This is a genomic window from Aquimarina mycalae (assembly GCF_029906345.1).
GTDB lineage: Bacteria > Bacteroidota > Bacteroidia > Flavobacteriales > Flavobacteriaceae > Aquimarina.
In genome coordinates, this window is record NZ_JARYGY010000002.1 from 350,287 (window position 1) to 366,615 (window position 16,329).

Annotated in this window: 15 protein-coding genes and 1 riboswitch; of the genes, 2 read left to right on the forward strand and 13 right to left on the reverse strand. The window is 32.5% G+C overall.

The window, feature by feature from the left end:
• Window positions 1-11 precede the first annotated feature (11 nt).
• Window positions 12-986, reverse strand: a complete 975-nt coding sequence (locus QBK95_RS06205; protein WP_280931669.1) for an NAD-dependent epimerase/dehydratase family protein — start codon at window positions 984-986, stop codon at window positions 12-14.
• A gap of 182 nt (window positions 987-1,168) precedes the next feature.
• On the opposite strand from QBK95_RS06205, the gene QBK95_RS06210 reads away from it, so the two are divergent.
• Window positions 1,169-1,630 (forward strand): Lrp/AsnC family transcriptional regulator, encoded by a 462-nt coding sequence (locus QBK95_RS06210; RefSeq protein ID WP_280931671.1) that lies wholly within the window; start codon window positions 1,169-1,171, stop codon window positions 1,628-1,630.
• A 72-nt stretch (window positions 1,631-1,702) separates the two neighbouring features.
• Window positions 1,703-2,596 carry a gliding motility-associated ABC transporter ATP-binding subunit GldA gene (gene gldA, locus QBK95_RS06215; RefSeq protein ID WP_280931672.1) on the forward strand — a complete coding sequence of 298 codons (894 nt, stop codon included), beginning with the start codon at window positions 1,703-1,705 and terminating at the stop codon, window positions 2,594-2,596.
• A gap of 15 nt (window positions 2,597-2,611) precedes the next feature.
• Here the strand turns inward: gldA and QBK95_RS06220 are convergent, their stop codons facing one another.
• From QBK95_RS06220 to cobA, 12 genes are all read right to left on the reverse strand, one after another.
• Window positions 2,612-3,016, reverse strand: coding sequence for a response regulator (locus tag QBK95_RS06220; protein WP_280931673.1), 405 nt, complete (start codon window positions 3,014-3,016; stop codon window positions 2,612-2,614).
• Window positions 3,009-4,928: a PAS domain-containing protein gene (locus QBK95_RS06225; protein WP_280931676.1), complete on the reverse strand. Its 1,920-nt coding sequence runs from the start codon at window positions 4,926-4,928 to the stop codon at window positions 3,009-3,011. The genes QBK95_RS06220 and QBK95_RS06225 overlap by 8 nt, the downstream gene beginning before the upstream one ends.
• A 313-nt stretch (window positions 4,929-5,241) precedes the next feature.
• Entirely contained in the window at window positions 5,242-5,991 is a 750-nt protein-coding gene (locus QBK95_RS06230; protein ID WP_280931678.1) for a head GIN domain-containing protein, read from the reverse strand.
• On the reverse strand, window positions 5,988-7,082 hold the full coding sequence (locus tag QBK95_RS06235; RefSeq protein ID WP_280931681.1) for an acyloxyacyl hydrolase: 1,095 nt from the start codon (window positions 7,080-7,082) through the stop codon (window positions 5,988-5,990). The genes QBK95_RS06230 and QBK95_RS06235 overlap by 4 nt, the downstream gene beginning before the upstream one ends.
• Before the next feature lie 50 nt (window positions 7,083-7,132).
• The gene (gene metF / locus QBK95_RS06240) at window positions 7,133-8,086 is read right to left on the reverse strand and encodes a methylenetetrahydrofolate reductase [NAD(P)H] (RefSeq protein ID WP_280931683.1); all 954 of its coding nucleotides are present in this window, start codon (window positions 8,084-8,086) and stop codon (window positions 7,133-7,135) included.
• Between the two features lie 39 nt (window positions 8,087-8,125).
• Window positions 8,126-10,819, reverse strand: a complete 2,694-nt coding sequence (metH, locus tag QBK95_RS06245; RefSeq protein ID WP_280931684.1) for a methionine synthase — start codon at window positions 10,817-10,819, stop codon at window positions 8,126-8,128.
• A 3-nt stretch (window positions 10,820-10,822) separates the two neighbouring features.
• Window positions 10,823-11,824 carry a homocysteine S-methyltransferase family protein gene (locus QBK95_RS06250; protein ID WP_280931686.1) on the reverse strand — a complete coding sequence of 334 codons (1,002 nt, stop codon included), beginning with the start codon at window positions 11,822-11,824 and terminating at the stop codon, window positions 10,823-10,825.
• A 158-nt stretch (window positions 11,825-11,982) separates the two neighbouring features.
• Window positions 11,983-12,089, reverse strand: a riboswitch (SAM riboswitch).
• 156 nt (window positions 12,090-12,245) lie between these two features.
• Window positions 12,246-13,337, reverse strand: coding sequence for a glycosyl hydrolase family 28-related protein (locus QBK95_RS06255; RefSeq protein ID WP_280931688.1), 1,092 nt, complete (start codon window positions 13,335-13,337; stop codon window positions 12,246-12,248).
• A gap of 105 nt (window positions 13,338-13,442) precedes the next feature.
• Entirely contained in the window at window positions 13,443-13,763 is a 321-nt protein-coding gene (locus QBK95_RS06260; protein WP_280931689.1) for a 2Fe-2S iron-sulfur cluster-binding protein, read from the reverse strand.
• 84 nt (window positions 13,764-13,847) lie between these two features.
• Window positions 13,848-14,903, reverse strand: coding sequence for an NAD(P)/FAD-dependent oxidoreductase (locus tag QBK95_RS06265; protein ID WP_280931691.1), 1,056 nt, complete (start codon window positions 14,901-14,903; stop codon window positions 13,848-13,850).
• A complete protein-coding gene (locus QBK95_RS06270) occupies window positions 14,890-15,492 on the reverse strand; it encodes a precorrin-2 dehydrogenase/sirohydrochlorin ferrochelatase family protein (protein ID WP_280931693.1) in 603 nt (200 codons plus the stop codon). Before QBK95_RS06270 ends, QBK95_RS06265 begins: the two co-directional genes overlap by 14 nt.
• Before the next feature lie 21 nt (window positions 15,493-15,513).
• On the reverse strand, window positions 15,514-16,281 hold the full coding sequence (gene cobA, locus QBK95_RS06275) for a uroporphyrinogen-III C-methyltransferase (RefSeq protein ID WP_280931696.1): 768 nt from the start codon (window positions 16,279-16,281) through the stop codon (window positions 15,514-15,516).
• Window positions 16,282-16,329: the final 48 nt, after the last annotated feature.

A 16,329-nucleotide genomic window follows, 5' to 3' on the forward strand; every position in this document is an offset into this window, starting at 1 on the left:
AAATAAACTTTCTAAAACATTAGAATTTCTTTATTTCTTGATCCTTTTTTATATTTTTCTTGTAATTTCTGAATCATTACCTCAGTTATGTCTTTCAGATCGAACTTAGGTTTCCATCCCCAGTCACTGGCTGCAGAAGCGTCATCAATTGATCTAGGCCATCTCGAAGCAATTTCTTGCCTAAAATCTGGCTCATATTTCACTTTAAAATCAGGATATAATTTACGAATTTCAGCAACAATTTCGGCAGGTGCAAAGCTAATTCCTGCAATATTATAAGAAGTTCTTACATTAATATCTTTTTTTGGTGCATCCATTAGTTCTATGGTTGCGCGAATTGCATCATCCATAAAAATCATTGGAAGCGTTGCATCTTCTTTTAAAAAACAACTAAATTCTTCTTTTAATACTGCTTTATGATATATATCTACCGCATAATCGGTTGTTCCTCCACCTGGCAATGATTGATAACCAATAACTCCTGGATATCGAATTGATCTAACATCCAAACCATATCTTAAAAAATAATATTGTGCCCAATTCTCTCCTGCCGCCTTGCTAATGCCATACACCGTTGCTGGATTAAGATAAGCATCATCTGGAGTATTGTCCAAAGGAGCTCCTTCTCCAAACACTGCTATCGAACTGGGAAAAAACACACGATCAATTTTATTTCTCCTTGAAACTTCGAGCACATTAAATAATGTCTTCATATTAATATCCCAAGTAATTAATGGAGTTTCTTCTCCTTTAGCAGATAAAATTGCCGCTAAATGATAAATCTGATTAATCTCATATTTTGTTACAACTTCTTCAATTCTATTACTATCTGTAGCATCAATTATTTCGAAGATTCCATTATAATTATCTCTTTCTTTAAGATCAGAAGCAATTACATTTTCATCTCCAAACTTGTTTTTCAACTCTTCTGTAAGTACAGAACCTAATTGCCCATTTGCACCAATTATTAAAATCTTTGTTCCCATATCCTTTCTTAAAATTTTAACACAAATAAGTGTTATTTACTTACTAAAGTAATAATAGCAACGTTTACTTCCGAATAAAATACATAACTAAGTAATTTTTCCTTTATATTTATATTTTCAAAACTATTTTTACTTTTAATTATATTTAATTTTATATTTTAAAGTAATTTTTAACCAATAACATGGAGCAATTAGATCAAACAGATATCACTATTCTTAGAATTTTACAAAAGGATTCTAAAAAAACCGCAAAAGAGATTGCCACCATACTTAACCTTACACCTTCTCCTGTATATGAACGCGTAAGACGATTAGAGAAACAGGGGTTTATTAAAAAGTATGTTGCGATTCTTGATAAGAAACTAATAGATAGATCTATAACCACTATTTGCCAGGTATCTATGCGATATCATAATGAAGCTTTTATTGAAAAGTTCGAAGAACAAATCCAAAATCTTGATGAAGTCCAGGAATGTTATCATATGGCAGGACAGGTTGATTTTATTTTAAAAATTCATACAAAAAGTCTTGAAGAGTACCATGATTTTGTAAAAACTAAACTTTCAAAAATTGAGAATATTGGGGTTTTGAATAGTACTTTTGTATTAAAAGAAATCAAACATTCTTCAGAGTTTTATATTTAGACTAAAACATAAATGTTACAAAAACTCGTTAGCATAGAAATTTAATTGTCTATTTTTGATAAAAAACACCTCATGTCGATTTCAGTCTCTAATATTTCAAAGATTTATGATACCCAAAAAGCGCTAAACGAAATTTCTTTTGATATTAAAAAAGGAGAGATTGTTGGCTTTTTAGGCCCTAATGGTGCTGGAAAATCTACGATGATGAAAATTTTGACAACGTATTTAGATCCATCGGATGGTAATGGATCTGTTAACGGTTTTGATATCAACTCTCAACCAATAGAAGTTCAAAGAAGTGTTGGATATCTTCCAGAACACAACCCTTTGTATTTAGATATGTATGTTAGAGAATATCTATCCTTTAATGCTAAAATCTACAAGATTTCGAAATCAAGAATAGAAGAAGTAATTAAGTTGACTGGTCTTACTCCAGAAGCAAATAAAAAAGTAAGTCAATTATCTAAAGGATATCGTCAACGGGTTGGGTTAGCGAGTGCGTTATTACATGATCCGACTGTTCTAATTCTTGACGAACCCACTACAGGATTAGATCCCAATCAATTAGTAGAAATTAGAGAACTGATAAAGTCAGTTGGAGAAGAAAAGACTGTTTTTCTTTCTACCCATATTATGCAAGAAGTAGAAGCGATGTGTGATCGCGTAATTATTATCAATAAAGGCGAAATTGTTGCGGATAAAAATTTACATGAAATAACAGATCAAACAGATCAAATTGTAGAAGTTGAATTTGATTATCGAGTTGAAGATGCTTTTTTAATGAAACTTCCTCATATAAAGGGTGTTAAAAATGTTCACGGATTTGCATATCAACTCACATTTGATACTACTACAGACATGCGTTCTTCAGTTTTTGATTTTGCCCATGATAACGAATTGAAAATCCTTCAACTCTCTAGAAAGAATAAAGATCTAGAAAGTTTATTCAGAGAACTTACTAGTTAATTTTAACGAAAAAAATTAAAAAGCGTTTTCAAAATCGAGTAACACTTCTTTTAGTTTTTTAACAGTAACGGGTTTCACGATATAGTCACTAACACCTTGATATGTTTTTGCCTTTAAAACGTCTTCTGGATCAACCGATGAAGAAACTATATAAATAACTATTTTTTTCTCGCAAGGAATTTTAACAAACTCATCTAAAAACTGCCATCCATCCAATATTGGCATGTTTAAATCTAGCAAAATAACATCTGGCAAACCTATGTTTGAAGAGATAATTGACGTTAAATTATTCAATGCCTCTTTACCATCTCTGAAAACCATCAGACTTTTACAAAACCCTATGAGTTCTATGATTTTTTTGATCCCAAATATAAAAATAGGATCATCATCGATAACACAAGCAATATCTATTTTACTCATATTTCATGAAAATTTTAAAGGTTGTTCCACTATTTACTTTACTTTCTACTTCTATTCTTCCTCCTATTGCTTCTACTTGATTTTTAGTAATAAATAATCCAATCCCTCTAGATTTTTTGATATTAGGGTGAAATGTTTTATACATACCAAATAGCTTTGATCTATGTTTTTTTAAATCTATTCCCAAACCATTATCTTTAATACTCAATACAACTTCTTGCTTTTCTTTAATTGCACTTAAAGATATATAACTATCTCTTTCATCGGCACTGTACTTAATACCATTGGTAATAAAATTAAGCAATATACTATCCAAATATGCTGGTATAGCTAATACTTTTATATCTGCATCTACTTCGTTTTTAATAATCACTTTTGATTCAATAGCAATCGCATGTACACTTTTTGCAATTAGATCAATAACATCCTTTAATCCTATTGACACTAAACTTTCATCTATTAGCGTATTAATTAGAACAACCTCATTTAAGTGAGAGATTGTTTCTGAGAGATTTGTAGATGCTGTCTTAAAAAGTTGAACAATCTCATTATTCTTCATAGCTGGGTTTTCCTGAATGAATAAATCCAAAAGCATCTCAAAATTACCTGAATGAGATTTAAGATTATGTGAAACTATATGCGCAAAGTTTTTAAGTCTTTTATTCTGATCTTCGGCTACTTTTAATAAAGATTTCAGTTCTTCTTTTCTTTTTAACTTAGTGATATCTGATGTATGAATCACGATTCCTCCTACTTGATTTTCATTAGAATACCAAGGGCATAACTCCCATGAAATCCATTGTATTGTACCATCTTTCTTTTCAATAGATTCTTCCTCGTTTCTAATCACTTCTCCTTCGAGCGATTTTTGATAATTAGATTTCCATTTATTAGCTATTTCTGGAAGGACTTGAAAATGTGATTTCCCTAAAATATTGTTATCCTTAATACCATATACTTCAAACCATTTTTTAGAGGCTGCCAAATAGTTCATTTCACAATCAAACATTGCCATTGCACTTGGCGTCTGTTCTATAAAAAGTCTATTTCTTTCAAAATCTTTTTTCTTTTTGGTTATTTCTTGATGTGATCCTATCATCCATTCAGGATTTCCCTGATCATCCCAACTAATTACTTTTCCTTTATCCAGTACCCATATATATTCACCATTTTTATGTTTCATTCGAGCTTCGCAATCATAAATAGCAGTATTTCCAGAAAAATGCTCCTGTAATAGTTTATTAGATTTCTCCAGATCATCTGGGTGCGAATATTTCATCCAAGTATCAATAGAAACAGGAGATAATTCAGAGAGTGAATATCCAATAATCTGTGCCCATCTCTCATTAAAGATAGTTTCTCCAGTTTGCACGTTCCATCGCCAAGTTCCTAAATCTGTACCTTCAATAATGTGTTCAAAATCCGATATTTGATTACGAAGATCTTTTTCTGCTTTTTTTAGCTTTGTTATATCTGTATGCGCTCCAAGCATTTTTCTTGGTGTACCTTGATCGTCTCTTAATATAATCCCTCTACATTGTATCCAAACGGTATGACCTAATTTATGACGATATCTAACAATTTGATCAAATGGATAAGTTGGATCCTGAGAATGCTTAGAAAAATTAGCATATACTTTTTTTAAATCTTCTTTAAATATTATGTCCTGCCAAGCTGAAGATTTATGAGGCATCTTTGTAGGGTCATAACCTAATGTTCTCCAAAACCTAGAATTCATCCATTCATTCTCTGGGTTATCAAGATCCCAAAACCATAACCCATCTATTGCTGCTTCTTGTAAAAATTCAAAAATTGAACTATCTTCTTTAATCAGAGAATACAATTCTTTTTTCAAATAATTTTCTTTATTATCTAAAATAGGATCTGTTTCAATATATTTTTTTTCTTTCATGATGCAATTCTTTAAATTTTAAAACAGGAGATGTCCTAATTAGAAGGGTTACTTCAATTTATGAATTATTACTCATATCTTACTATAAAAAAACCTCAATACTTTTACGGTATTAGCATCAAGTTTTTATTATAGAAAAACGAAATAAAGAAACAAGAATTCAAGATAATACTCGTAAAATCAACAGTATACATGTAGCACTATTAGATATAAAACTTTTTAAAAACTATCTTAGAAGTCCTTTTAATTAAATATTTTTTGGAGGTTTAATAAAATTATTGAGAGAAATTTCCCCTTTTCAGTGTGGTATTAACTATTGAAATATCAATCTTCCTGTAAAAAATTCTTCTACTTCAATAATTGGAGGTCTATTTACAGAAATCACATCTCCCGTGCTTAATAGCTCACCTTTTATTGATTGTTGCGGATTCACTATTATCTTATTGGTTCCTCGATGTCGAATATTCACATCCTGAGTTATCAAACCTTCTCCTTCAAATCGCCCTGTACCAGATGCGAAAGTAATATTTAAGGTTGTTGTCTCTCCAGATATAAAAAAAGAAGCAATATTATTACCTACTACTGTAACCATTTCATTATCAAAATTCATAGTAAAAGTACCCGTAGTATTACCTCCATTATCTTCATTAAAATCCTCAGAGATTAGTGAAAGTGAATCATAAGTCAAAATCCCATCCGAAGAAATATCAAACTGTGTGGCGCTTCTTATTTCAGAAATATTAGGGGCTGTCACAAAAATTTTGGTTTGATTAAAATCTCTTACAAAATTGCAATCATTAGTATTACTCAAAACTAAACGATCTCCTTCTACAATAGCTGATACCTCTTCTAACAAATTGTCTCCAGTTTCTATAATAACCATGGTGTCCTGACCTTGCTTAATGATTAACTCAACATTCGGGTTGACTAAAATTCTTGTAAAGTCGGTAACAACTACTTCTTCTCTTATTATATCACCAGTTCTTTGGAAACAATCTATAGCATTCTCTGTATCACAAGCGATTAGACATAAACTCAATATTATCAGGATTACTTTCTTCATAATCTGTATCCAATTGAAAATTCAACTGCCTCAGCCTTGGCGGCATGTGATCTTACGGTAATCGATCCAAACATATTTTTATTAAAATAATATCGTGCTCCAAAACGATTGTATACTTGTCCTTCAAAATCATAAGGATAATACACATAATACCCCAATTGAGTTAAAATTGATATCTTATTAATTCTTAATTCATGTCCTAAAAACATACCCACTCTTTTTGAATCTTCATCTCCAGTTGTTCCGTCTTCAAAGCCTCCTGTGGATCTAAAATCAATAAACCTCTCTAATGCTTTGGAAAAGAACAACTCTGCACCTAATTGAACACTACTTTTTTTATTTAGTCTTTTATCTACAAAAGCACCAAAAGTATAAAACGGGTATTGACCAGAACCAACTACATCGCTTTCATTAACACCTCCACGTAGAATAAACCCATAACCTATAGGTTCTGATCCACGAACTTCTCCTTTTTCCTTTTTTACATATTCAGGAAGTTCTGTATCCAATATATAATTAAGGCCAATATTAAAGATAAAAGTATTCGTACTTTTATTAGGAGCTTTAAAATTTGCATTAGAATAATGAATTACTCCAATTCCTGTTTGTAAACCTAATCCTCCTATTATGTTTTCTCTCTTAAGGTTTAACATAGCAAATGTAGAGCTCATAAAATGAGAGCCATAGGCAACGTTTCTAAAATTATCATCTTCATCATAAGGATTTGTTGTATACGCTAATCCCTGTCCAATCCGCAACATTAAAATACGCTTAAAAAAGTAAAAATTATAGTGTGCATAAAGCCCATAATTTTCTCCTAAAAACTCATTATCCATATTTTGATAGATGAAAGACACTCCATAATCAGGAGAGTTATACAGTCGCTGCCATTCTTTACTACCAAAAGTTTTTCGGTTTACTGATAATAAAACTCCCGAAGGATGCCCCGTAATCAGATGAGAGATATCAGGGTTGTGCTTCAATATAGTTCCATAGAAATTATTAACATCAAAACTATAGTATGGTTTAACTTCCTGAGCAATTGTTGCATAGCCAAGAAGTATTAGTAATAAACAAATCTGTTTTATCATCCCAGCAAATGTAAGCTAGCACCGTAAAGTTTCCAAAACCTTAAGAGCATTTAAAACACATTTGCAGCTATTTTTTTGATATTATCAGATTTCCCCATAGAATAGTAATGTAAAACAGGTACTCCATATTCCATTAACTCCTTAGATTGTTGTATTGCAAATTCAACACCTACTTCGCGAACTTCTTTATTTGTTTTACAACTTTCTACTGCTCTTACTAATTCATCTGGCATATCTAACTTAAATACTTGTGGCAGTAACTGCAAGTGTCTTTTTACTGCTACTGGTTTGATTCCAGGAATGATGGGCACATCTATTCCAGCTTCTCTAGCTTTCTCTACAAAAGAAAAATATCGTTTATTATCAAAGAACATTTGTGTTACTACATAATCTGCACCAGCATCAACCTTATTCTTTAATCTTCTTATATCTGAATCCATGGAAGGTGCTTCTAAATGTTTTTCTGGATATCCAGCTACTCCAATACAAAAATCAGATTGATTATCACTTTCTATTACTTCATGTAGAAATCGCCCGTTATTCATATTTACGATTTGTTCTACAAGTTCATTAGCATAACAATGTCCTCCATTTGTTGGATTAAAATACTTTTCTTCTTTCATAGCATCACCTCGAAGTGCCATTACATTATCTATTCCTAAATAATGACAATCCACAAGCAAATATTCTGTTTCTTCTTTTGTAAAACCACCACAAAGTACATGCGGAATAGTATCTACATTATATTTATGAGTTATCGAAGCACAGATTCCAACCGTTCCAGGGCGCATACGTGTAAGCTTTTTATCTAACAACCCTTCTTTATCTATATAAATAAATTCTTCTCTAGAAGTGGTAACATCAATAAATGGAGGATTAAACTCCATTAAAGGGTCAATATTATTATATAACTCTTGTATGCTTTTTCCTTTCTGTGGTGGAATTAATTCGAAAGAAAATAAGGTTTTACCCTTCGCTTTTTTTATATGATCAGTAACCTTCATTTTTAGTATTTAGTTCTCAGTTGGTAATTTCCTTCTTATCTAGTCTATAAGATTGGGGTTTAGCCATTTTTTAGCATACTCAAAATCTATATTTTTCCTTGTTGCAAAATCTTTGACCTGATCTTCTTTGATTTTTCCTAGTCCAAAATACCTTGCTTCTGGATTAGCAAAATAGTAACCAGATACAGATGCAGCTGGCCACATCGCCAAGCCTTCTGTAAGCTCTACACCTATTTTATTTTTAACTTGCAGTACCTCCCAAATCGTTAACTTCTCTAAATGATCTGGACATGCTGGGTATCCTGGTGCAGGTCTAATTCCTTTATATGATTCCTTAATTAACTCTTCATTAGTAAATTGTTCATCACTTGCATATCCCCAATCTTCTTTACGAATTTTATGGTGTAAATATTCTGCAAATGCTTCCGCTAAACGATCAGCTAATGCTTTTATCATAATCGAATTATAATCATCGTGATCCGCCTCGAAAGCCTCTGCCAATTCTTTGGTACCGAATCCAGTTGTTACGCAAAAACACCCTACATAATCCTGTTTCCCTGACTCTTTTGGTGCAATAAAATCTGCTAACGCAAAATTGGGTTTCCCAGCGTGTTTTTTAAGCTGCTGTCGAAGTGTTCTAAATTTAAAATCTCCTGAACCTGAAGTAAGCTGAATATCATCGTCATTTACCGTATTTGCTTCAAACAAACCATAGATTGCTTTTGCTCCTAATAGTTTTTCCTTAAATACTTTTTGTAATAACTCTTGTGCATCTTTAAACAAAGAAGTTGCTTGCTCTCCCACTACATTATCTTTCAAAATAGCTGGATATTTACCATGTAAATCCCATGATCTAAAGAACGGAGTCCAATCAATATAAGGTTCTAATTTCTTTAAATCAAAATCTTCTATAACCTGAGGACCTAACTTATTAGGTTTACTTATTTCAGAAGAATTCCAATCAATTATATATTTATTTTTTCGAGCCTCTTCAATAGTTAAATATTCTTTTTGTTTGGTTCTTTTAAGAAAACCTTCTCTAAACTTTTCATAATCTTCTTTCAGATCTCCTACATATTTCTGGTTACTTCTTTTGTTTAATAGATCTCCAACTACTGTAACAGCTCTAGAAGCATCATTCACATGTACCACCGCATTTTTATACTGTGGATCAATCTTAACCGCAGTATGTGCTTTGGATGTAGTTGCTCCTCCAATAAGTAAAGGAACTTTAAAGTTTCTACGTTCCATTTCTTTAGCTAAAAACACCATTTCATCTAAAGAAGGGGTGATTAGTCCACTTAACCCTATAACATCTACTTGTTCATCAATAGCAGTTTGGATTATCTTTTCTGGGGGCACCATAACACCTAAATCTACAATCTCATAATTATTACAACCAAGTACTACAGATACAATATTTTTACCTATATCATGAACATCTCCTTTTACGGTTGCCATTAAGACTTTCCCTGCAGAACCATTTCCTTCTGCTAATTCAGGGTTTTTCCTTTTTTCTTCTTCTATATAAGGTAAAAGATATGCTACTGCTTTTTTCATTACTCTAGCAGATTTTACCACCTGAGGCAAAAACATTTTACCAGAACCAAAAAGATCTCCTACCACATTCATACCAGCCATTAAATTCCCCTCAATTACTTCTATTGGCTTTTCAGCTGCTTGCCTTGCTTCCTCAACATCATCCACAATATATTGGTCAATTCCTTTGACCAACGCCCTTGTGATTCTATTTTGTAATGATTCTTCTCTCCAGGATAGGTCAATAGTTTTTTCTTTACTAGTACCTACTACAGTTTCGGCAAAATCCAAAAGCCTTTCTGTAGCATCATCTCTACGATCCAGAATTACATCTTCTACGTGTTCTAATAAATCTTTAGGAATGTCATCATAAACCTCAAGCATTGCTGGATTTACGATTCCCATATTCATTCCAGCCTGAATAGCATGATACAAAAACACAGAATGCATTGCTTCACGAACAGGATTGTTCCCTCTAAAAGAGAAAGAAACATTGCTTACTCCACCACTAACACTACAATGTGGTAGATTCTCTCTTACCCATTTTGTTGCTTCGATAAAATCGATTGCATTTTTGCGATGTTCTTCCATTCCCGTAGCGACAGGAAATATATTAAGGTCAAAAATGATGTCTTCTGGAGGGAAGTTCACCTGATTTACCAAAATATCATATGACCGCTTAGAAATTTCAATACGACGCTGGTAATTATCTGCCTGCCCAACCTCATCAAATGCCATAATAATAACAGCTGCGCCATATCGCTTGATCTTTTTGGCATGGGAAATAAACTCTTCTTCACCTTCTTTAAGACTAATAGAATTTACCACACATTTTCCTTGAACCACTTGTAGGCCAGCTTCTATAATATCCCATTTAGAACTATCTATCATTATTGGAACTCTAGCGATATCAGGTTCTGCCATAATTAGATTTAGAAATCTAACCATTGCTTCTTTACCATCAATCAAACCATCATCCATATTGATATCAATCACCTGCGCACCGCCTTCTACCTGATGCCTTGCGATATCTAAAGCTTCATCAAACTTTTCTTCTTTTACCAAACGCAGGAACTTACGCGAACCTGCCACATTAGTTCGCTCACCAACATTAATGAAATTGGTTTCTGCTGAAACTATCATCGGTTCCAGTCCAGATAATTTTAGATATTTTCTTCTTTGCTCCGTCTTCATAATCTATGCTAAAACTTCTACAGTTCTTGGTTTATAGTTTTTAGCCAGTTCGGCAATTGCTTTAATATGCTCTGGTGTTGTTCCACAACATCCTCCTATAATATTTACTAAACTTTTATCCATGTATTCCTTAATCTGGGATGCCATTTGTTCGGGAGTTTCATCGTATTCCCCAAAAGCATTAGGTAAACCTGCATTAGGATGTGCAGAAATTCCAAAGCTTGCTTTTTTAGCCAATACTTCTAAATGTGGTGTTAATTGACTTGCTCCCAAAGCGCAATTAAAACCAACTGATAACATCGGAATATGCGATACTGAAATCAAAAAAGCTTCTGCAGTTTGCCCAGATAATGTACGACCACTTGCATCTGTAATCGTACCACTGATCATAATCGGAACTTCAATATTTCTTTCGTCTTTTACCTCTTCGATTGCAAAAAGTGCTGCTTTAGCATTCAAGGTATCAAAAATAGTTTCTACAAGTAGAATATCGGATCCTCCATCTAATAGTGCTTCTACTTGTTGCTTATATGCTACCCTTAGTTCATCAAAAGTAACTGCCCTAAAACCAGGATCATTTACATCGGGTGACATACTTGCTGTTCTATTAGTAGGACCAATAGAACCCGCTACAAAACGAGGTTTATGAGGTTCTTTTTTAGTAAATTCTTCAGCAACTTCCTTAGCAATCTTTGCAGATTCATAATTCAATTCATATACTAAATCTTCCATTTCATAATCAGCCATAGCTATGGTAGTTCCTGAGAATGTATTGGTTTCTACAATATCCGCTCCAGCTTCAAAATACAATCGATGTACTTCTTTTATTGCTTCGGGTTGTGTAATGCTTAACAAATCATTATTACCTTGAACTGGAACTGGCCAATCCTTAAATCGCTCTCCTCTAAAATCTTCCTCTGTATACTTATGACGTTGTAGCATGGTTCCCATAGCTCCATCAAGCACAAGAATTCTTTCTTCCAGTATTTTTTTTATATCTCTCATTTACTTTATCAGGCTAAGCTTATCAAAGCTTTTTAAATACTAACCTAAACACTGCGACATACTCAGTGTGACGTTAGTATATAACATTAAGTTTCTTTTATTAAAGAACTAAATATATCAAGAAAAATAAATGGAAAATAGCCAAAGGCTATGAATCATAGTTATCTATTTTGCTTTATGCAAATAGAATGTAGCACCTTCTTTAACAGATAAAGGGTTGCTAAGGTATCATAGGGTCTATTCCCTCCACCTTTCTTGATAACATTTAAATAAATTTATGAACTAAACAGCTAATACTGTTTTCTTCTTACAAAGAAAAGGTATACCCTTTAGTTTTGCAAGTTTATTATATGTTTTTACGATTTAGGAGCTACACTTATACATAAATCAATTAATTCCATATCATCTAGAATTTAATAAATTAATCTATACAGGTGCTACATAAATTATAAACTACAATATTATTTGCTCCTCCATAAGTTCGTGTCTTGTAAACCATATTTGTTCCTTTCATGGTATTACCAATAACCGTATTATTATTTGAAGTTGCATTATTACTAGAATTTATCTCAAAAGACACTCCTACATTGTTGTTTCGATCTTTGGCACATAAAATCGTATTATTAGAAATATGCGAGTTTACAGACCCTATTAGCTTAATAATCGGATGATTTTCCGTACTCTCAGATGCTATCCAATTATTGGATAGTAACATCCCATCGGTATCCTTAACCTCGATTGCTGTTCTTTTTGTCAAATCTATAGTGCAATTAGATACATTCATACTAAGAATTCCTTCTGAATAAATTCCATAAGTTCCTGTTCCTAAAAACGAATTTGAAATCATTAGACCTTCTGCTTTATGTGAATTCAAATCTCTAATTATTCCAATTGCAAATGACTCTCCACGGATATAGCTATTAGATATTTGATTATTAACACAAAAACCATAAAACCTAATACCTTGAGAAATCCAAGGATTCTCAGCAAGAGTATCATCCTCATTAATTAAAATTTTAACTTTATCTATTATAGAGTTATCCGTATACTTTAATTCAACACCAATTTTAACATTTTGAATCTTTAACGACTCTAATTTAATATTCGCTAATCGATTATTAGCTTTACCAGAAACGTATATTCCAGTATAAGAATTTAAATCTTTAGCCTGACCTAAAACTAACATATCCTTAATCGTAACATTTCGAGAATTAATAAAAAAACCATTACTATTTCTAGGTTGAAAGGTAGTATTACCAGCTCCTTCACCTACAATTTCTATTGAATGATTAATTTCAATAACTTTCTTTACAATATATTTACCCGCAGGGAAAAAAATTGTTCTATTAGGATTATCATCTATTATTCTTTGAATATCATCAGATTGATCTACACTTTGAGGTTGATTAGGATTTGCAAAAGGGTAAACACCGTGATCTGTAACATCTACATATTGCCCATATGTTATTATACCAAAGCAAAAGAAAATAAAAAAGCTAATTGTATTTTTCATAGTTTCATTAATTTTAAAAAGATTATTCATTTATCTATATATGTCTCTTGTTACATACATGTTACTATGAAATTCTAACTATTTTTAAAAATGGGTGATTAATTTTTACGATTCAGGAGCTAATTCAATCTCTAAACCATCTAACTCAGGTGTAATTGGGATCTGACATCCCAATCTACTATTATCTTCTACATAAAAAGCTTCTGCTAACATTAAATCTTCATCCTGACTCATTTCCGGAAGCTCATGATCAGATAAAACATAACACTGACAAGAAGCACACATGGCCATACCTCCACAAGTTCCCTCTACAGGAAGTTCATAAGCTTTACAAACCTCCATAAGGTTCATAGCCATATCTGTAGGAGCTTGTACCTCATGTAATTCTCCTTCTCTATCCTTTATCTTTATGGTAACATCTGACATAATATCCTCTTAATCGTATAAAAATCCTCGCAAATATACCTAAAATGATCAGTATGATTTGCGAGGAGTATGATATTATAAATTTTAAACTATTGCCTTAACAACTTCTTTTTTAGCTTCTTTTTTAGAACCATCAAATCCTTCGACTCCACCAACAGTAGTATATTTCATTACATATTTTTTGTCTGGGAAAATTCTTTGATATGCACTTTGACACATAATGGCTGCTTCGTGAAATCCTGAAAGAATAAGTTTTAACTTCCCTTTATATGTATTCACATCTCCAATAGCATATATACCAGGTATATTTGTTTGATAATCATATGAATTATCTACTTTGATCGCATTTTTTTCTATTTCTAATCCCCAATCTCCAATAGGTCCTAATTTTGGCGACAATCCGAATAAAGGAATAAAATAATCAGTATCTACATGGATATCTCCTTCAGTTTTATGTTTGATTCCTACACATGTTACATGATCATCTCCTTTTAGCTCTTTCACTTCGGCTTCAGTAATTAGGTTTACTTTTCCTAACTTGGTCAATTCTGCAACTCTTTCTACTGAATCTAAGGCTCCTCGGAATTCATTTCTTCTATGTACCAATGTCACTTCACTCGCTACATCTGCCAAGAAAATTGTCCAATCCAAAGCAGAATCACCTCCTCCAGCAATCACCACTCTTTTATCTCTATAAACTTCTGGGTCACGGATAATATATGCTACTCCTTTATCTTCAAAATCTGTAATATTAGGAATTGGAGGTTTACGCGGTTCAAAAGAACCTAATCCTCCAGCGATAGCAACTACAGGGGCATTATGTTTTGTTCCTTTGTTGGTAGTTACCAAAAAGGTATCATCCTCTAATTTCTCAATAGTTTCTGCTCTTTCTCCTAAAGTAAAACCAGGTTCAAAAGGCTTTATTTGTTCCATTAAATTATTCACCAAATCTCCTGCTAAAATCTCAGGAAATCCTGGAATATCATATATTGGTTTTTTTGGATATATCTCAGAGCACTGACCACCTGGTTGGGGTAATGCATCGATAAGATGTGTTTTTAATTTTAGTAATCCTGCTTCAAAAACAGTGAATAACCCAGTGGGTCCCGCTCCAATGATTAGAATATCAGTCTTGATCATGTTCAACTTCTTTTTTTCCTATTAATCCTTTAGTAAATTCGTTAAGTGTTTCCACTTTTTCTTCGAAATCACCTTTTATTGTTTTTCTATATTCGTTTAAATTCTTGACTAAATCATCTATATTTTCTGGAATTACTTCTTCAAAAAACTGACGTAGTCTTTTGGCTGTTGTTGGTGACTTTCCATTCGTAGAAATTGCCACTTTCACATTACCTTTGGTCACAATACCTCCCATATAAAAATCACAATATGGCGGATTGTCCGCTACATTAACCAATTTACTTCTTTTCCTACAATCCTTATACACTTGTATATTAACTTCAGGAACATCTGTAGTAGCGATCACAACATGTTTTCCTTTTAGAAAACGTTTGTGATATTTTTTTTTAATCATTTCTATCCCATACTTATTTGCCAATACTACTGTATCTTCTCTATAGATTGGTGATACCATAGTAACAACAGCATCAGGGCTAGATTTTAATAAGAACGTAAGTTTTTCTTCAGCTACATTTCCACCTCCAACAATCAAAATTTCGAGGTTTTTAACTTTCAGAAAAACTGGATATAAATTATTTCTTTCTTCCATCTTTATAGCTATCCTGAACTATCAAGATACGATTTCTTCTTTTACTTCCCTATAAATTGTAGCTAATTTCGCTCTTTGCTCCACTACTTCACCAATCACAATAATAGCTGGAGAAGACAATTTTTTTTCTAAAACAACTTGTTCTATAGTGCTTATCGAACCAAACCCAAATTGCTCATTTTCAGTAGTTCCATTCTGAATAACAGCTACTGGAACATCCTGTTTATTTTCGGCTGCAAAGATACTAACTATTTCGTTTAACTTACTCATTCCCATTAAAATTACCACAGTTGCATTTGATTTTGCTGCCAGGCACACATCCTGTGATAATTTATGGGATTTTGTTGTTCCAGTAATCACCCAGAAACTCTCAGAGGAACCTCGTTTAGTTAATGGAATTCCTTGATATGCAGGAACTGCTAGCGATGATGATATTCCTGGAACCATGTATGTTTCTACTCCAAATTGTTGTACATAATCAATTTCTTCTGCTCCTCGACCAAAAATAAATGGATCCCCTCCTTTTAATCTCACGACGTGTCCATGACTTTTAGCCCTACTAATAATTAATTCATTAATTTGTTCTTGTTGATAAGCATAACATCCTTTTCTTTTTCCTACAAAAATCTTCTCCGCATTAATTGCATATTCTAGTAATGATTCATTGATAAGTGCATCGTACAACACCACATCTGCAGACTCTAATGCTTTGATTGCTTTTAGAGTAATCAAATCAGGATCTCCTGGACCTGCTCCTACTACCGTTAATTTTGGTGTTTTAATACTCATTTTTAATAACTTATTATCTTTACAATAAAGGTTTTATGGCTTTTGTAA